This window comes from Sulfuricaulis sp. (genome assembly GCF_024653915.1).
Classification (GTDB): domain Bacteria; phylum Pseudomonadota; class Gammaproteobacteria; order Acidiferrobacterales; family Sulfurifustaceae; genus Sulfuricaulis.
Genome location: NZ_JANLGY010000016.1, coordinates 1 through 16173, shown reverse-complemented (window position 1 = coordinate 16173; position 16173 = coordinate 1). Strand labels below are relative to the sequence as shown.

18 protein-coding genes and 1 tRNA gene are annotated in these 16173 nt (G+C 55.2%); 13 read left to right on the top strand and 6 right to left on the bottom strand.

Annotated elements, in window-relative coordinates; genetic code table 11:
- Nucleotides 1-128 precede the first annotated feature (128 nt).
- From lepA to NUV55_RS08555, 9 genes are all read left to right on the top strand, one after another.
- Complete coding sequence (lepA, locus tag NUV55_RS08595; RefSeq protein WP_296672080.1) at nucleotides 129-1931, top strand: translation elongation factor 4; 1803 nt, start codon at nucleotides 129-131, stop codon at nucleotides 1929-1931.
- Between the two features lie 4 nt (nucleotides 1932-1935).
- Nucleotides 1936-2766: a signal peptidase I gene (lepB, locus tag NUV55_RS08590; RefSeq protein WP_296672078.1), complete on the top strand. Its 831-nt coding sequence runs from the start codon at nucleotides 1936-1938 to the stop codon at nucleotides 2764-2766.
- A gap of 39 nt (nucleotides 2767-2805) precedes the next feature.
- Nucleotides 2806-3186 carry a DUF4845 domain-containing protein gene (locus NUV55_RS08585; protein ID WP_296672077.1) on the top strand — a complete coding sequence of 127 codons (381 nt, stop codon included), beginning with the start codon at nucleotides 2806-2808 and terminating at the stop codon, nucleotides 3184-3186.
- Nucleotides 3173-3856, top strand: coding sequence for a ribonuclease III (gene rnc, locus NUV55_RS08580; RefSeq protein WP_296672075.1), 684 nt, complete (start codon nucleotides 3173-3175; stop codon nucleotides 3854-3856). Before NUV55_RS08585 ends, rnc begins: the two co-directional genes overlap by 14 nt.
- Nucleotides 3856-4758 carry a GTPase Era gene (gene era, locus NUV55_RS08575; protein ID WP_296672074.1) on the top strand — a complete coding sequence of 301 codons (903 nt, stop codon included), beginning with the start codon at nucleotides 3856-3858 and terminating at the stop codon, nucleotides 4756-4758. Before rnc ends, era begins: the two co-directional genes overlap by 1 nt.
- 3 nt (nucleotides 4759-4761) lie before the next feature.
- On the top strand, nucleotides 4762-5499 hold the full coding sequence (gene recO / locus NUV55_RS08570) for a DNA repair protein RecO (protein WP_296672072.1): 738 nt from the start codon (nucleotides 4762-4764) through the stop codon (nucleotides 5497-5499).
- 1 nt (nucleotide 5500) lies between these two features.
- The gene (gene pdxJ / locus NUV55_RS08565) at nucleotides 5501-6229 is read left to right on the top strand and encodes a pyridoxine 5'-phosphate synthase (protein ID WP_296672071.1); all 729 of its coding nucleotides are present in this window, start codon (nucleotides 5501-5503) and stop codon (nucleotides 6227-6229) included.
- Nucleotides 6226-6606, top strand: a complete 381-nt coding sequence (gene acpS, locus NUV55_RS08560; RefSeq protein WP_296672069.1) for a holo-ACP synthase — start codon at nucleotides 6226-6228, stop codon at nucleotides 6604-6606. Before pdxJ ends, acpS begins: the two co-directional genes overlap by 4 nt.
- A gap of 78 nt (nucleotides 6607-6684) precedes the next feature.
- On the top strand, nucleotides 6685-7362 hold the full coding sequence (locus NUV55_RS08555; protein ID WP_296672068.1) for a putative 2OG-Fe(II) oxygenase: 678 nt from the start codon (nucleotides 6685-6687) through the stop codon (nucleotides 7360-7362).
- Nucleotides 7363-7365: 3 nt separating this feature from the next.
- Here the strand turns inward: NUV55_RS08555 and NUV55_RS08550 are convergent, their stop codons facing one another.
- The 4 genes from NUV55_RS08550 to mrcB form a co-directional block, all read right to left on the bottom strand.
- Nucleotides 7366-7596, bottom strand: coding sequence for a hypothetical protein (locus NUV55_RS08550; protein WP_296672066.1), 231 nt, complete (start codon nucleotides 7594-7596; stop codon nucleotides 7366-7368).
- Nucleotides 7597-7925: 329 nt separating this feature from the next.
- Entirely contained in the window at nucleotides 7926-8318 is a 393-nt protein-coding gene (locus NUV55_RS08545) for a DUF1471 domain-containing protein (protein WP_296672064.1), read from the bottom strand.
- Between the two features lie 79 nt (nucleotides 8319-8397).
- A complete protein-coding gene (locus NUV55_RS08540) occupies nucleotides 8398-8823 on the bottom strand; it encodes a tetratricopeptide repeat protein (protein WP_296672062.1) in 426 nt (141 codons plus the stop codon).
- Nucleotides 8820-11123, bottom strand: a complete 2304-nt coding sequence (gene mrcB, locus NUV55_RS08535) for a penicillin-binding protein 1B (RefSeq protein ID WP_296672060.1) — start codon at nucleotides 11121-11123, stop codon at nucleotides 8820-8822. The genes NUV55_RS08540 and mrcB overlap by 4 nt, the downstream gene beginning before the upstream one ends.
- Before the next feature lie 252 nt (nucleotides 11124-11375).
- Between mrcB and NUV55_RS08530 the strand changes: the two genes are divergently transcribed.
- From NUV55_RS08530 to NUV55_RS08520, 3 genes are read left to right on the top strand one after another with little or no spacing between them, the layout of a single operon-like run.
- A complete protein-coding gene (locus NUV55_RS08530; RefSeq protein WP_296672058.1) occupies nucleotides 11376-11624 on the top strand; it encodes a HypC/HybG/HupF family hydrogenase formation chaperone in 249 nt (82 codons plus the stop codon).
- Nucleotides 11608-12780, top strand: a complete 1173-nt coding sequence (hypD, locus tag NUV55_RS08525; RefSeq protein ID WP_296672056.1) for a hydrogenase formation protein HypD — start codon at nucleotides 11608-11610, stop codon at nucleotides 12778-12780. Before NUV55_RS08530 ends, hypD begins: the two co-directional genes overlap by 17 nt.
- Nucleotides 12781-12783: 3 nt before the next feature.
- Complete coding sequence (locus NUV55_RS08520; RefSeq protein WP_296672054.1) at nucleotides 12784-14514, top strand: hydrogenase maturation protein; 1731 nt, start codon at nucleotides 12784-12786, stop codon at nucleotides 14512-14514.
- A 106-nt stretch (nucleotides 14515-14620) separates the two neighbouring features.
- Here the strand turns inward: NUV55_RS08520 and NUV55_RS08515 are convergent, their stop codons facing one another.
- Nucleotides 14621-15499: an AEC family transporter gene (locus tag NUV55_RS08515; protein ID WP_296672052.1), complete on the bottom strand. Its 879-nt coding sequence runs from the start codon at nucleotides 15497-15499 to the stop codon at nucleotides 14621-14623.
- Between the two features lie 137 nt (nucleotides 15500-15636).
- Here NUV55_RS08515 and NUV55_RS08510 point away from each other — a divergent pair, with 137 nt between their 5' ends.
- Nucleotides 15637-16056 (top strand): heme-binding protein, encoded by a 420-nt coding sequence (locus NUV55_RS08510; protein WP_296672049.1) that lies wholly within the window; start codon nucleotides 15637-15639, stop codon nucleotides 16054-16056.
- Between the two features lie 14 nt (nucleotides 16057-16070).
- Here NUV55_RS08510 and NUV55_RS08505 read toward each other — a convergent pair.
- A tRNA-Asn gene (locus NUV55_RS08505) sits at nucleotides 16071-16146 on the bottom strand.
- Nucleotides 16147-16173 lie beyond the last annotated feature (27 nt).

Here is a 16173-nt window from a genome sequence, read left to right as displayed (position 1 = left end):
TGAACAACTGACCACGGCCCTGATCATATTGACACAGACCCTAATCCCGGGCGCCTTTGGCGCCTTTTTCATATCCTCGCCACGGATGGTTTCCACCGGAGACTTTCCGTGGGGGTAGCGCGACTTTCATGAGCTGGAACCAGGAACTCATCCGGAATTTTTCGATCATTGCGCATATCGATCACGGCAAATCCACGCTGGCGGATCGGTTTATCCAGACTTGCGGTGCACTGGAGGCGCGCGAGATGCAGGCACAGGTGCTGGACTCCATGGACCTTGAGCGCGAGCGCGGTATTACCATCAAAGCCCAGAGCGTCGCGCTCGACTACAAGGCGCGTAACGGCCAAACTTACCGCCTGAACATGATTGACACTCCCGGCCACGTGGATTTTTCCTATGAGGTGTCGCGTTCGCTGACCGCTTGCGAAGGCGCTTTGCTTGTTGTCGATGCCTCCCAAGGTGTGCAGGCGCAGACGGTGGCGAATTGCTACACCGCGGCCGAGCTTGATCTGGAAATCCTGCCGGTATTGAACAAGATTGACCTTCCTTCCGCTGATCCCGCGCGGGCAATCGACGAAATCGGGGATATCATCGGCATTGACGCCAAGGAGGCGATCCGCACCAGCGCCAAGACCGGTGAGGGTGTGACGGATGTCCTGGAGGCCATTGTCCGGCACATTCCGGTGCCGAAGGGCCGTGCCGATGCGCCGCTCAAGGCGCTGATCATTGATTCCTGGTTCGACAATTACCTCGGCACGGTATCGCTGGTGCGCGTCATGGATGGAAGGTTGAAGCCCAAAGAGAAAATCCGCCTTATGGCGATGCAGCGCGATCATCTCGTTGAGCAAATCGGTATTTTCACACCCAAACGCAAGCTGGTGGAGGAGCTGGGTCCCGGGGAAGTGGGCTACGTCGTTGCCGGCATCAAGGACGTACGCAGCGCACGCGTCGGCGATACCATCACGCACGTGGATCGTCCGGCGGACAAGCCATTGCCAGGCTTCAAGGAGATCAAGCCGCGCGTCTTTGCCGGGCTGTACCCGGTGGAATCCTCGGAATACGAGAACTTTCGCGATGCGTTGGAAAAGCTTCAGCTTAACGATGCCTCGCTGCACTACGAGCCGGAAACATCGCAGGCGCTTGGTTTTGGTTTCCGCTGCGGGTTTCTCGGTATGCTGCACTTGGAGATCATCCAGGAGCGGCTTGAGCGCGAATACGGGATTAACCTTATCACCACTGCTCCGACGGTGGTCTACGAAGTGGTGACGGCGAACGAGGCGCTGCTCGTGGAAAATCCGGCGAAGCTGCCGGACCCGTCCCAAATCGTTGAAATCCGCGAACCCATTATCCGCGCTACCATTCTTGTGCCACAGGAATATGTCGGCAATGTCATCGGGTTGTGCGTGGAAAAGCGCGGCATCCAGAAGGACATGACCTATCACGGACGTCAGGCGATGTTGATATACGAATTACCACTGAACGAGGTTGTGCTGGATTTCTTTGACCGGCTTAAGTCCGTCAGCCGCGGTTACGCTTCGTTCGACTACGATTTCGTCGAGTTTCGGCCTTCTGAACTGTGCAAACTTGACGTGCTGATCAATGGCGATAAAGTGGATGCCCTGTCGATGATTGTACATCGTGAGCAGAGCCAGTACCGTGGACGTGAGCTGGCTAGCAAGCTGCGCGAATTGATTCCACGGCAGATGTTTGATGTCGCCATTCAGGCGGCGATTGGCTCCAAAATTATCGCGCGCGAGACGGTCAAGGCGCTGCGCAAGAACGTGACCGCCAAATGCTATGGCGGCGATGCGACGCGCAAACGTAAACTGCTGGAAAAACAGAAAGAAGGGAAGAAGAGAATGAAACAGTTTGGCACCGTGGAAATCCCACAAGAGGCTTTTCTCGCCGTTTTGCGTGTGGACCGGAAATAATCCCATGGACTTCGCGCTAATCATGCTGCTGATTCTGGTGGGCACCGGGACTGTCTGGGGTCTCGACCGTTGGTTGTGGTCGGCAGGTCGCGAACAGCGTGCCAGAGCGTTGTCAGAGGCCGGCAAAGCCGAAGCAGCGGAATTGGCGCGCAAGGAGCCTATATATGTGGAATACGCGCGCGCCTTCTTCCCCGTCATCCTGATCGTATTCTTTATCCGTTCATTTCTGGTGGAGCCCTTCCGCATTCCCTCCGGCTCGATGTTGCCCAGTCTTTATATCGGTGATTTCATTCTGGTGAACAAGTTCTCCTATGGGGTGCGCCTGCCCGTGGCCAACAACAAGATTCTGGAAGCGGGCCAGCCGAAGCGGGGGGAGGTAGCGGTTTTCCGGTTCCCGGGAAATCCTTCGATTAACTATATAAAGCGCGTCATTGGCGTTCCTGGCGACCATATCCTATATAAGGATAAGAAGATCTATATCAACGGCAAGCTGATGGAACAGTCTGATGGACGGCCGTACTTTTTTGCTTCGGGAGGAGACGCCCAGGGTGAGGCGCTGCGGTTGACGGAGAGCCTCAATGGCGTGAAACATGACATCCTGACGACAAACCGGCTGGATCCTCCACTGCCGGAGATTGTGGTGCCCGAGGGGAAATATTTCGTCATGGGCGATAATCGCGATCACAGCAACGACGGCCGTTATTGGGGTTTTGTGCCAAACCAGAATCTGGTGGGCAAGGCTTTCCTGATCTGGTTCAGCTGGGACATGGCTGCACAGGACAAATGGTTCTGGGAACGCGTTGTCTGGAACCGTATCGGCAATTCGATTAATTGAATTCTCTTATCTGACTTGATATTTCTGAAGGAGATGAAGATGCAAGTTCCCAAACGCCAATCGGGCATGAGCATGTGGAGCATGTTGTTCGTGCTCGGCACCATGGCTTTTTTTCTTTTCCTGCTCTTCAAAATGATTCCGCCCTATCTGGGCGATTTCAAGGTGAAAAGTGCGCTGGAAAGTCTGGGTCGGCAACCCGATGCCGGTACGATGACTATGCGGGATATCCAGGAAGCCATCCGCAAACGGCTTGAAATTGATAGTGCGGATAATTTCGATCTTTCTAATTCACTCACTGTTACAGCAAAAGGAAGAAACAAGGTTATACGCATCAATTATGAATCGGTGACTCCTATTGCGCTGAATATATCCGCGCTACTTACTTTTGATCACAGCATCGAGGTCCGTGGCTCAGAATAAGACGTCTGTCGAGCTCGCGCGCCGGCTGGCGTACACTTTCCAGCAGCCCGAGCTGCTCGAGCGAGCCTTGACCCATCGCAGCAAGAGCGCTGCCAACTATGAACGACTCGAATTTCTGGGCGACAGCATTCTGGGTTTTGCCATCTCCTCCGAGCTTTATAATCGTTATCCGAACCTGTATGAAGGCGAGCTGACGCGTTTACGCGCCAGTTTGGTCAAGAAGGAAACGCTGGCGGCGCTGGCTCGCGACCTCGATCTTGGAAATTACCTCAAGTTGGGCGAAGGCGAGCTCAAGAGCGGTGGATATGACCGCGATTCGATCCTGGCAGACGCTCTCGAGGCGGTATTCGGCGCTATCTGCAAGGATGCATCGATAACTGAAGTCACACGCGTCATTCTGCATCTCTATCGTGACAAACTGGCAGTGCTGGATCCGCATTCCATTCCCAAGGATCCGAAGACGCAGCTGCAGGAATATTTGCAAAAACTCTCTCTGCCAACACCCACCTATTTAGTCCGGAATGTGACCGGCGAACCGCACAATCAGAGTTTTGTGGTCGAATGCCAGGTAACGTTGCTCGATCAACCCGTGCGCGGCGAAGGCAACAGCCGCCGTCATGCCGAGCAGGAAGCAGCGGCTCAGGCCCTCGACCAGCTGCGCCAACTCTGATGTCTGACGCAGCCACACGTAGCGGTCTTGTGACGCTTGCAGGACGTCCGAACGTGGGTAAATCCACGCTCTTGAACCGTTTGGTTGGGCAGAAAATCAGCATTACCTCATCCCGGGCCCAGACGACACGTCATCGGTTGCTGGGCATCAAGTCTACTGACCATACACAAATTGTGTATGTGGATACGCCGGGTTTGCACGCGGATAATAAAGGTGTGATGAATCGCCATATGAATCGCGTGGCCGGTGCCAGTTTGCAGGGCGTGGATTGCATTGTGCTGATGATTGCCGCCAGCGGTTGGACCAAGCAAGATGAATACCCCCTCCAATTGGTGGTCAAGCAAGGCATCCCCGTGATCCTGGTTATCAACAAACTGGATCAACTCAAGGATCGCTCCAAGCTGCTGCCACTCATGGAGCTATCCAACCGTAAAGCGGAGTTTGCCGAGATCGTGCCGGTTTCGGCGCGTACCGGCGCCAACGCTGACGATCTGGAGAATGTCATTCTCAAGCATCTTCCGCACCAGCCTTTCTTGTATCCCGCGGATCAAATCTCTGATCGTGGAGAGCGTTTTCTGGCGTCGGAACTCATCCGCGAACAGATATTCCGGGGATTCCAGCAGGAAGTGCCTTATGCGACGGCAGTGAGCATTGAACAATTCAAACGCACGAAAGGGGCGCTTCATATCGATGCGACTATCTGGGTGGAAAAAGAGGGACAGAAGCCCATCCTGATCGGGAAAGACGGTCAGCGTCTTAAAACCGTTGGCAGCCGTGCGCGCTTGGCGATGCAGAAGCTTTTTGGCGCCAAGGTGCACCTTCATCTGTGGGTGAAAGTGCGTGAGGGCTGGTCTGACAGCGCGCGCGCTTTGCACAGTCTCGGTTACTCTGACGAGACCTGATCGATGCGTGTTCAACAGCAATCTGCCTTTGTCCTGCACCAGTATGACTATAGCGAAACGAGCCTGCTGTTGGAGGTCTTCACGGCCAACCATGGGCGCATCGGATTAATCGCCAAAGGAGCGCGACGCGCCAGCAACCGGCTGCGCGGAGTCTTGAAGCCTTTTCAGCGATTGCTCATCGGCTGGAGCGGTAAGGGCGAGCTTGCCGTGTTGACGGGCGCCGAAATGGATGGGCCGGGCTATTCGCTCGAAGGTTCCGCGTTGTACTGTGGTTTCTATATGAATGAAGTATTGTTGCGACTGTTACACCGCCATGATCCGCACAACTCATTATTTGACGCGTATCAAGCGGCACTGCAACAGTTGAGGATGGACGACTCGAATGAACCCGTGCTGCGAATTTTTGAAAAAAATCTATTGCGCGAACTGGGATACGGGCTTGTTTTGGATCAGGACATCGATGACAGAACTCCGATCGATAAGCAGGCCATGTATGATTACATTCTTGATCGCGGACCGGTTCGCCTGGCATACCCGGAGCTGAATCGGCCTACGGAAGGTGTGCCGATACGGGGGTCCAGTCTGTTGGCGCTGGCACAGGAAAGCCTGGGTGATCCTGTAACCCTGCGTGACGTTAAAGCGCTTATGCGCGCGGCGCTGGCGCGCCATCTGGGCGACCGACCGTTGCACAGCCGAAAACTGTTTCGGCGTGTTGTTCCCCTGGTTGCCGTGGAGATGTGACTTGATAAAGCTGGGCGTTAACATTGATCACGTGGCAACCTTGCGCCAGGCGCGCGGCACGCAGTATCCCGACCCTATTCAGGCGGCGATGGAAGCAGAGCAGGCGGGCGCTGACGCCATCACGCTGCATTTGCGTGAGGATCGTCGGCATATTCAGGAGCAGGATGTCGAGTTGTTGCGGCGTCTGATCCAGACACGCATGAATCTCGAAATGGCAGTAGTCGACGATATCGTCACGTTCGCCTGCCGCATCCGCCCGCACGAGATTTGCCTCGTTCCTGAAAGACGTCAGGAGCTGACGACCGAAGGCGGATTGGATGTCGTCGGCGGTCTTAAGAAGATTACGGGTGTCTGTGCCAAGCTGGCCGATGCCGGGATACGCGTGTCGCTATTTGTGGATGCGGATTCGGACCAGATCGAAGCGGCGGTCAAAACCGGTGCACCGGTAATAGAAATTCATACCGGCCGTTATGCGGAAACAGACTCCAGCGAATCGGGCCAACAGGAACTGGTGCGTATCGAGCAGGCGGTGCAGCAAGGACTCGATCTCAAGTTGCAGGTTAACGCCGGTCACGGCCTCAATTATCGCAACGTTCAGGCGGTTGCCGCGATTCCGGGTATTACGGAACTGAATATCGGTCACGCCATCATTGCCCGCGCTCTGTTTACCGGTTTGCCGGAGGCCGTTCGCGAAATGAAACGTTTGATGCATGAGGCTGTGGCGCAATGATATTTGGAATCGGCACCGACATTGTGCGTGTGGCGCGCATGCAAGAGGACCTGGACCGCTTCGGCGAACGGTTTGCCGAGCGCATTCTTACCGCGAATGAGTTGCGCGAATATCACCAGAACAACAATAAGGCCAATTTTCTGGCGCGCCGTTTTGCTGCCAAGGAGGCGGCTGCCAAGGCCCTGGGCACGGGATTCAGCAATGGTGTGCAATTGCACGACATTGAAGTTGCCCATGATACGCAGGGGAAGCCACTGTTGGAGTTCCGCGGACGGGCGCGACAGTTCATGCAGGAAAAATCCATTGGTGTCGCCCATATCAGTCTCGCGGACGAACTGGATCATGCGGTTGCGTTTGTGACGCTCGAAACTGGTTGATCTATTTCAAGCAGGATTTTCTCACGCGCCTTTGCGTGACAAAATACTCTGTCAGAGAATGCAAGGCGCAGGGACCTCATGAGCGACGAAACTATCCATCTTGGCATGAAAGTCATCAAGGTGTGGCCTGACGACTGCAAATCGGAAGTCTGCGGCGATCCCACTATCCACAAAGTCAGCTTTGCGGACACCCAGGAATATCACCCGCGCCTTATCGCCAAGATTCTCGAGCTCGAGGAAAACCACCGTTTGCGCAAACGCTATTTTCGCGGCGCGTGTGGCACGAAAATCCATAACCTGGAGCAGTGGGTCAGTACCGAGGCCGAGTTGATTACCGCGCGGGCGAAGGCGCTGTTCCGCAAGGCGCTCGACTGCGAGCAATCGGTTGTCGATTTGAGCTGGGCTAACGTTTATAGAACAGGCGATTACTGCCTGCCGCACAGTCATCTGCGCTCAACGGCAAGCGTGGTCTATTGTCTGGACACCGGCGATGAGGATCCGGAAGATCCACATTCAGGCCGTTTTTGTTTTGTGGACCCGCGGTTGCGTAATTGCTGTCAGCATCAGGAGGGTTGCATGACCACGCCGTTTTTCCCTGGCATGGTGGCCGGGACCATGCTGATATTCCCCAGCCAGCTGGTGCATTCCGTCAATCCCTATGCGGGAAAGCGACCGCGTATTACTTTATCGTGGAGTATAAACAAGAACATGTTGCCGGGATCTCCGTTCCCCGCGAACGCAGGGAACGGCCCGTAAAATCTAACCTGAGATGCGTTTTTTGGTGGTGTCAGGCGAGGCCGGCAAATCCACCGAAGTATCACGAGCCTTTTCTTTGTTTCTGCGAATATATTTGATCGTGCCGGCGGAGGAGGCGAGGCCCTCATCTTCGTCCGGCGAAGTTTCCCGAATGGTCTTGCCGAAGGCAATGGCTGCCAACAGTCCAGCCACTGACCATGCCAGCAGGATAACGAGAAGCGTATCAGTGCTCATTAATCACCCTCCGTAGTAATTATTGCGACAACAGAATTGCCCAAAGCTTCGTGAATAACAACTAATCCGACCGTATTTCTGCACCAGCGGTATCCATCTGCTGACGGACGGCGGCTTACAAGAAGTATATGGGGGTTGAGTAAAAAAGGCCCAGGTTTTCCGTTCTAACCATTTCACACCCAGTGTGCCCTGGGCAATAAATGGCGCCAGTGGCGGATAGCGGGCCGATCGACAGGGTATGAACCCTTGCTTATATATGACAGTAGACGGCAACGAGGGCGCCTACCCCTCTCAACATGGCCCTGCCTGCGAGATGGTTCGATTGGAGGTCATTCGAGATATTTGATCGCCTTGGCGCGGACAACCCGATAAGAATGTCTTACGGGCCGATAGCGCGGCCAGTGCGCTTCGTGGGGATAATAATAGTGATCATCGAGCAGCCATTGGGTGGCAGTCTTGTCATGGACGCTGACGATGACAATGGCGTCTGCGCCGATTTCCCGTGCTTTGCGCGCAAGCCGCTCGTTCACTTCTTCCGGAGCACCTCCATAGATGTCTCCCAGAATGGCGATGGTTTTGTGCGGTCGCGTGGGGCGGTCCAGCAACACTTCAACGCTGAGCGTGGGCGGGAACGATTCAGCTTTGCTCAGTACTTCCGCTTCCGGCGTAGCGCAACCCGTCAGAAAAAGAAACAGCACGAGCAGCCAACAGAATCGAATCATTGCATAATTTTATGGCAAATACGGAATTCGAAACAACGCAGGCACAGAATTCAATTGATATGGAGTGGAAATGTCGGCATTAGTTTCGTTGCGTGGCCGCTTTGTCGAAGGCTGCCTGCGCACCCTGGTGATCGCCGCGTTTGAGGCGCGCTTCACCGATAATACGCCAGTTTTCGGCCCGTAAAGCCTTGTTGCTTCCTGCCCAACCGTTAGAGCGAGCCGCCAAACCTTCCGCCTGTTGATACTGCCCTTGTTGCAAGCGCAGCTTGGAGAGTCCTTGCCACAAGAGAGCATTGTGCGGTTCTATGCGCAGCGCCCGTTCCAGGGGCGCCACGGCGGCATCAAGATTTCCCTTGGCGATGTCGGCTCTTGCCGTGTCCATCAAAGCCACCACGGCGCTGTTATCCGACACGGGTTGGTCCTCCGGTGCCGGAAGAAATCCGGCGCAGCTCGTCAGAAACACCGACGCGATAAAAAACAGAATTTTTGAAAACTGTTTCTTCATTCAAATAACCTCTCGAACCAGCTTTTGAGGGAACGTGCAGGTGCGTGCGCGGCACAGGGCGCCGCTTCTGTCGGTCCCGAGCCGCGGATGAAGGGTAGCTCGACAGATCCCTGGCAACCCCCGTCCGCGCGCAGCCCGGTGACGGAATCGACCTGTATCATTTCAATGTTCTCCGGCATCGGCGGGGTGAGAGGGTCTGGATCCAAGCGTGCCATCATCTCACCCCACACTGTCATGGCGCCACCAGCGCCGGTAATGTTAATCGGTTGATTGTCGTCACGGCCTACCCACACGACTGCCAAACGATCGCCGGTGTAACCTGCGAACCAGCTGTCACGCAAGTCATTGGTGGTGCCGGTCTTTCCGGCCAGACGCAGATCAGGGGACAGATATCTTTTAAGCGCGTCGGCTGTCCCTTCCTGCACCACCATCTGTAGCGCATGGGTCACCAGATAGGCCGGCCCCGGTTCAATTACCTGTTCCACCGAGAGCGGATAGCGTTGCAATGGCTGACCGTCCGACATCAGCACCTCGCGAATTGCGCGTAATGGCACACGAAATCCGCCGCTGGCAAATGCCTGGTACATTTGGGTAACTTCCAGCGGGCTCAGGCTGTCTGCGCCCAACAGGCTCGATGCGTAGAAATTCAGGTCGCGTTCAACGCCGAGTCGATGTGCATTTTCCATGACTTGGCGTACTCCCAGCGCCAGGCCCAGGCGTGCCGTGGAAACATTATAGGAATTGGCAAGTGCCACGCGCAGCGGCACCTTACCGTGAAATTCCTTGTCATAGTTTTGCGGCTCCCAGTCGCTGGTCCCACGTTCGCGCCAGACGAGCGGACTGTCGTCGAGCAAGGTCGCCAATGTGTAGGAGTCCGGACGTTCAAGCGCAGTCAGGTAAATCACTGGCTTTATTAAAGACCCGATCGGGCGCGTGGCATCGAGTGCGCGATTGAAACCTTCGAATCGTGTGTTGCGGCCGCCCACGAGCGCCTGCACCTCGCCATTTTGCGAATGGCTGACCACGACCGCTCCTTCCAGTGTCCTCGGCGGAATACGTCGGTCTCTTTCCAGTTGTGACAGGCGGACGGTGAGCGCGCGTTCGGCGCTGGTCTGCACCAGCGGGTCCAGCGTGGTGAATATCTGTAAACCCTCGGAACGCAGGTCTTCCTCGCGATAGTCGCGCCGCAACTGGCGATGCACAAGTTCTACAAAAGCGGGATAGAGCGACGTCCCTTCGGGGGCCTTTTCCACCACTCCCAGCGGGGTGGAGCGGGCCGCGATATATTGTGCCTGGGTGATGAAATCCATTTTTCGCATTTCCTGCAGCACCAGGTTGCGCCGCGCCAGTGCGCGGGCAGATTGGCGGCGCGGATCATAATGAGAGGGTCCTTTAACCAAACCCACCAGCAGCGCGGCCTGCGGAAGATCAAGGCGTGAAAGCGGGCGGTCAAAATAAAAGTGGCTGGCAAGCCCAAAACCATGAATGGCGCGATTGCTGTCCTGACCGACATAGATTTCATTCGCGTAGGCTTCCAGGATTTCGTCCTTTGAATAATGCAGTTCCAGAAGCATCGACATCATCACTTCCGTGAACTTGCGTCGTAGCGTGCGTTCGGGCGTCAGAAAGAAATTCTTCACAAGCTGTTGCGTCAGGGTGCTGCCTCCCTGCACACCACCGCCACTTAGTATTGAGACCAGCGCGCGCGCCGTGCCGCGCGCGGAAAATCCATGATGCGTATAGAATTGCCGATCTTCGATGGCGATCAGGCCTTTGATCAGATGCGGCGGTATTTCATCGAATTTCACCAACACGCGATCTTCGTTGTGTGCCGGATAAATGCCGCCAATCAACACGGGATCCAGTCGCGCCAATGTCACCGGTTTGCCGGTTGCACGATTTGTTAAAGCACTAAGGCGGACGCCGTTGAAATCAGCCTGCAACGGTAAGCTTGCCTGGGATTCATCCCAAAACGTGAACGGACGCGTGATAATGGTGAATTCGTCACCTTGACGCCGGTAACTCCCGGGGGTTTGAGGGTCGTCCACCGCACGGTAATCCAGCATGGCCAATTCCATCGCCAATTGCTCCGGTCGCAGTTTCATGCCCGAATAAAGCTCGACAGGACGTGCGTAGACCCGCGCCGGCATGGCCCAGCGTTTACCTTCGAACTGCATGCGCACGCTAATGTCGAGATAAAGCGCAAACCCTGACAACAGCAGGGCCAGAGACAACAGAAAAAGACGCAAGCGCTTGCGAGTAAAAAAATTCCTGAAATTGTTTAAGTATGGATTTTCCATTTGTTATACAGACGGCAGGAACAGTCAGCAGTGTGCAGATTCCCTGACAAGCGGCGCGTGATTATACCGAAGAATTTTCTCCCATGTGCGGGCCGTTCTCTTTGATATTCAGGCGTGTGACAGGCTCAAGCCATGCGCCAGGGGCGGCAATGTTGACATGGGTCAAAGTCGCTATTTGTGGATAAACGATCATGTGCCTTAGATTAGGTATATCCGTGCTGCAGGTATGGATAAAGCGGAGGAACTTGAGGCATGTGTCTGGCGATTCCGGCGAAGGTAGTGCAAAAACTCGACAATGACTGTGCCGAGGTGGAGGTTGGTGGTGTTCGTAACACCATCTCGCTCATGCTGGTGGATGATGTGGCTGTTGGTGATTATGTCATCGTCCACGTTGGTTTCGCCATCACGCGCCTGAACGCAGAAGAGGCCGAAAAGACGCTGGAGCTTTTTGACCAGATTGCCCGCCATCTTGACGCAAGGCCGTATGAAGTACATCAATGAATTTCGCGACAGGCGCGTAGCCACCGCACTGGCCGCCGATCTCGCCGCGGAGGTGGACCCGGCGCGCGAGTACAGCCTCATGGAATTTTGTGGCGGCCATACCCACGCCATCTTCCGTTACGGTGTTCAGGATTTGCTTCCTTCCAACGTGCATCTCGTGCACGGTCCTGGCTGTCCGGTATGCGTGCTGCCGATCAGTCGCCTGGACATGGCGATCGAGCTGGCCGAAGTGCCGGATGTAATTCTTTGCAGTTATGGCGATATGTTGCGTGTGCCGGGCTCGCGCAAACGCAGTCTTTTGAAATCAAGGGCACAGGGGCGCGATGTGCGCATGGTGTACTCCTGCGCCGAGGCCATCCAGATTGCCCAGGACAATCCTGACAAGGAAGTGGTTTTTTTTGCTATCGGGTTCGAAACGACAACACCGCCGACAGCCGTGGCCATCAAGCAGGCGGAAGGCTTGGGGCTGAAAAATTTCAGCGTATTCTGCAATCATGTGCTGACGCCGTCCGCCATCCAGAGCATCCTGGACTCACCTGACGTGCGCAAACTCGGGAATGTGCGCGTGGACGGTTTCATCGGGCCTTCCCATGTGAGCACCATCATCGGCAGCCGGCCCTATGATTTTTTTGCGCAGGAATACCAACGCCCCGTGGTGATCGCCGGTTTCGAACCGCTCGATGTGTTGCAGGCGATCGGCATGCTCGTGCGACAACTGAACGAAGGTCGTGCCGAGGTGGAAAACCAGTTCACCCGCGGCGTTACGCATGCAGGCAATATCAAGGCACAAACGTTGGTGGCCGAGATCTTCGAGCTGCGGCGCTCTTTCGAATGGCGCGGCCTGGGAGTTGTTCCTTATAGCGGTTTGCGCATCAAAAAAGACTATGCTGCCTTCGATGCCGAAGTCCGATTTCCGTTAGTGCAAAAACCTGTTCATGAGAACAAAGCTTGCGAATGCGGCGCCATTCTGCGCGGCGTGAAGAAGCCCACTGACTGCAAGATATTCGGCACGGTCTGCACGCCGCAGAATCCGATTGGTTCCTGCATGGTGTCTTCAGAAGGCGCCTGTGCGGCCTATTACAAGTATCGTCGCCATGAGGCGGTGATTGGAGCAGAAGAGAAGAATACCTCGGCGAATGTTGTTGTGGGCGGATGATGCATGCGTATCCTTTTCCTCACGCACAGTTTTAATAGTCTTACGCAACGTTTGTATGTCGAGTTGACGGAACGCGGACATGACGTATCGATTGAGTACGACATCAATGATGTCGTAACAGTCGAGGCGGTACGTTTGTTTCAGCCAGACCTTATCTTCGCTCCGTATCTTCGTCGTGCCATTCCGGAGGAAATCTGGCGCAACCACCTGTGTCTGGTGGTGCACCCTGGCATTGTCGGTGATGGTGGTCCCTCGGCACTCGATTGGGCGATCCTGAACGGGGCGACGGAGTGGGGCGTCACTGTGCTGCAAGCCAATGGCGAGATGGACGCCGGCCCGGTTTGGGCCTCGGTCAATTTCAGGATGCGTGAAGGACGCAAAAGCAGCTTGTACCGGAATGAAGTAACCGAGGCCGCTGTCACGGCAGTGCTGCTGGCGATTGAGCGCTTTAGCCGTGGTGATTACGTACCTTTATCACCCGGTGCCGGGCAAGCAGATGTCCGGGGACAATGGCATCCGCTGATGAACCAGTCTGACCGTCAAATTGACTGGTCAACGGATGATGCCCGAACTGTGTTACGAAAAATTAACTCTGCGGACGGCTCGCCGGGCGTGACTGACAGGCTCGGTAAAGAGCTTTTTCATTTATATGATGCCTGCGAAGAAGACAGCCTGCGCGGCAAAGCCGGAGAGATTATTGCGCGCCGGCATGGCGCCTTCTGCCGCGCGACACGCGATGGGGCGATATGGATAGGTCATTTGAAAAAGATCGCCCCAGGAGAAAGAACTTTTAAGCTCCCTGCCACGCTTGTTCTGAATGAAATATTAGCGCATGTGCCAGAAGTTTCACTTTCGCTGGAATTCTCTCGTGACCGCAAAACATATAAGGAAATCTGGTATGAAGAGATGGGCGAAGCAGGTTATCTGTATTTTGACTTTTACAACGGTGCGATGAGCACCGAGCAGTGTCGGCGCCTGCTCGAGGCATACAAACAGGTTCGTCAGCGGCCAACCCGGGTGATTGTCCTGATGGGCGGGCATGACTTCTGGTCGAACGGGATTCATCTCAACAGTATCGAAGCCGCCAGCAGCCCGGCCGATGAATCCTGGCGCAATATCAACGCGATGGATGACCTCGTGGAGGCCATTATCATGACTGACACGCACCTGACCGTTGCTGCCTTGCGCGGCAATGCCGGTGCCGGCGGCGCCTTCCTGGCCCTGGCGGCGGATCGGATTTATGCGCGCACGGGCGTGGTGCTCAACCCGCACTACAAGAACATGGGAAATCTTTACGGATCTGAATACTGGACTTATCTCCTACCCCGGCGTGTAGGGGAGCGAGGTCGTGAGATCATGGAGAACCGTCTCCCGCTCGGTGCCAAAGCGGCCAAACGTTGCGGCCTTATCGATGATTGTTTCGGCAAGGATGCGGATGACTTTGTCGCGCAAGTAGAGTCCATCGTGGCGGCGCTTGCCGAAGATGTGTCACATGAAACGCAGCTAAAGGAGAAACAACTGCAACGCACGAAGGATGAAACAAGCAAGTCACTTTTACATTATCGCACCGAAGAGCTGGAGCGCATGAAACTTAATTTCTATGGATTCGATCCAAGTTACCACGTAGCGCGTTACAACTTCGTATTCAGGGTTCCGAACTCCTGGACACCGCTGCATCTCGCGCGGCACCGGCGTGTAAGTCGAAAAATCGCGGTTTCGACCAATGAAATTTAAACCACGGGGAGCACGGGGAAAAATATTCAAAGATATGAATAGCTTCTCGTTTTTTCTTGCTGCTTTTGTTCCCCGTGTCCCCCGTGGTTTCAGATTTTTGTCTTGTTTATGACAGCGCGAAGGCCAGCGCGATCGGCAAACTGACAATACCAGCAAGGTTACCAATCAGCACAATGGAGGCAACCTTGCCTGGTTCCTGTTGATATTGTTCGGCGACCAGATAATTGAGTACGGCCGGTGGCAGAGCGCCGAACACCAGCAACAGGCTTGTCTGTAGCGGCGTCAAATCCAGGAATGGCCGTACCAGCAGAACTATTACTACGCCGGTCAGTGGGCAGAGAACGGCCCCCAGTAAGCCGATGCGCCATTCCGTGAAATCAATCTGCGTGAGTCGTGCGCCGAGGGCAAACAGCAGCAATGGAATGGAAGCCTGGCCCAACATGCGGATGGTTTCGCCCAGTGGCTGGGGAACTCCCCAATCCATAAGACTGAAAGAAATACCGGCGAGTGTGGCAATCACGATCGGTTGCGCCAGCACCTTCATGAATGACGCGCGGTGATTCATGATGTAAGCCCCGAGGGTAAAATGCAGGCCGTTCTCGACCAGAAACAACACTACCGCTGCCGGCAGGGCTTTCTCGCCGAAGGCAAAAACCGCCAATGGCAGTCCGATGTTGCCGGCGTTGGAGAACATCATTGGGGGCACGAAGGTTTTGTAGGAGAGGCGCGCGGTCTTCGATACCAGCAGCGCCAAGAGGCCCGAGCCCAGGACCACGGTAACGCCACCCAGTGCCAGCCATCCGTACTCGCCGAGCTGAAAGTCTTTACTGGAGAGCACGTGAAATAATAGTGCCGGCAGCAGGATCATCATATTGATCTGGTTCGCCGTGGTCATGTCCGGCTGACGCCAGCGGCTGTAGAGATAGCCAATCGCGATGATGGCGAATACCGGAAAGATGATGCCGATTAGACGGATGATGAGCATGTTGTGGCAGTTATACTCGATTGAGAAATCAGGCAACGGCAGGACAGAAATTCACAAACCCGGAGGTTTTGCGCTGCACCGGTTGCATCGCCTCTTCTTCCCGGTATCTTATCCGTTATTCATAAAGGAGAAGAGCAATGCCGGACAATAATTTGCTTGTTGAAAAAGCCGCATTAACACTTGCAACTGCCAAGAAGATCGTCACAGCGGCGGAAGCCGAGGCATTAAAACAAGGCTGGCCCGTCGTCATCGCCGTGGTTGATGACGGCGGCCACCTGATTTGTTTGCACCGTCTCGACAACACCCAATTTGCCAGCGTTGAAATTGCCATTCAGAAGGCCAAGGCGGCCATCGCATTCAAGCGACCAACCAAAGAATGGGAAAAGATGCTGGCCGATGGTCAGCAGCGCGTGCTCAATCTGCCTGGTGTCCTGGCGTCGGAGGGGGGCGTTCCGTTGATCTGGAAAGATCAGATCGTCGGAGCCATTGGCGTGAGCGGCGTCAAACCATCCGAAGATGGTCAAGTTGCCCGTGCCGGTGCGGGAATTCTGGGGTAATGAAATAAAGGAAATGGCTCCCCGGGACGGACTCGAACCGCCGACCCAGTGATTAACAGTCACTTGCTCTACCGACTGAGCTACCGGGGAATGGTCAGAAGGGCGCGTATGTTATGG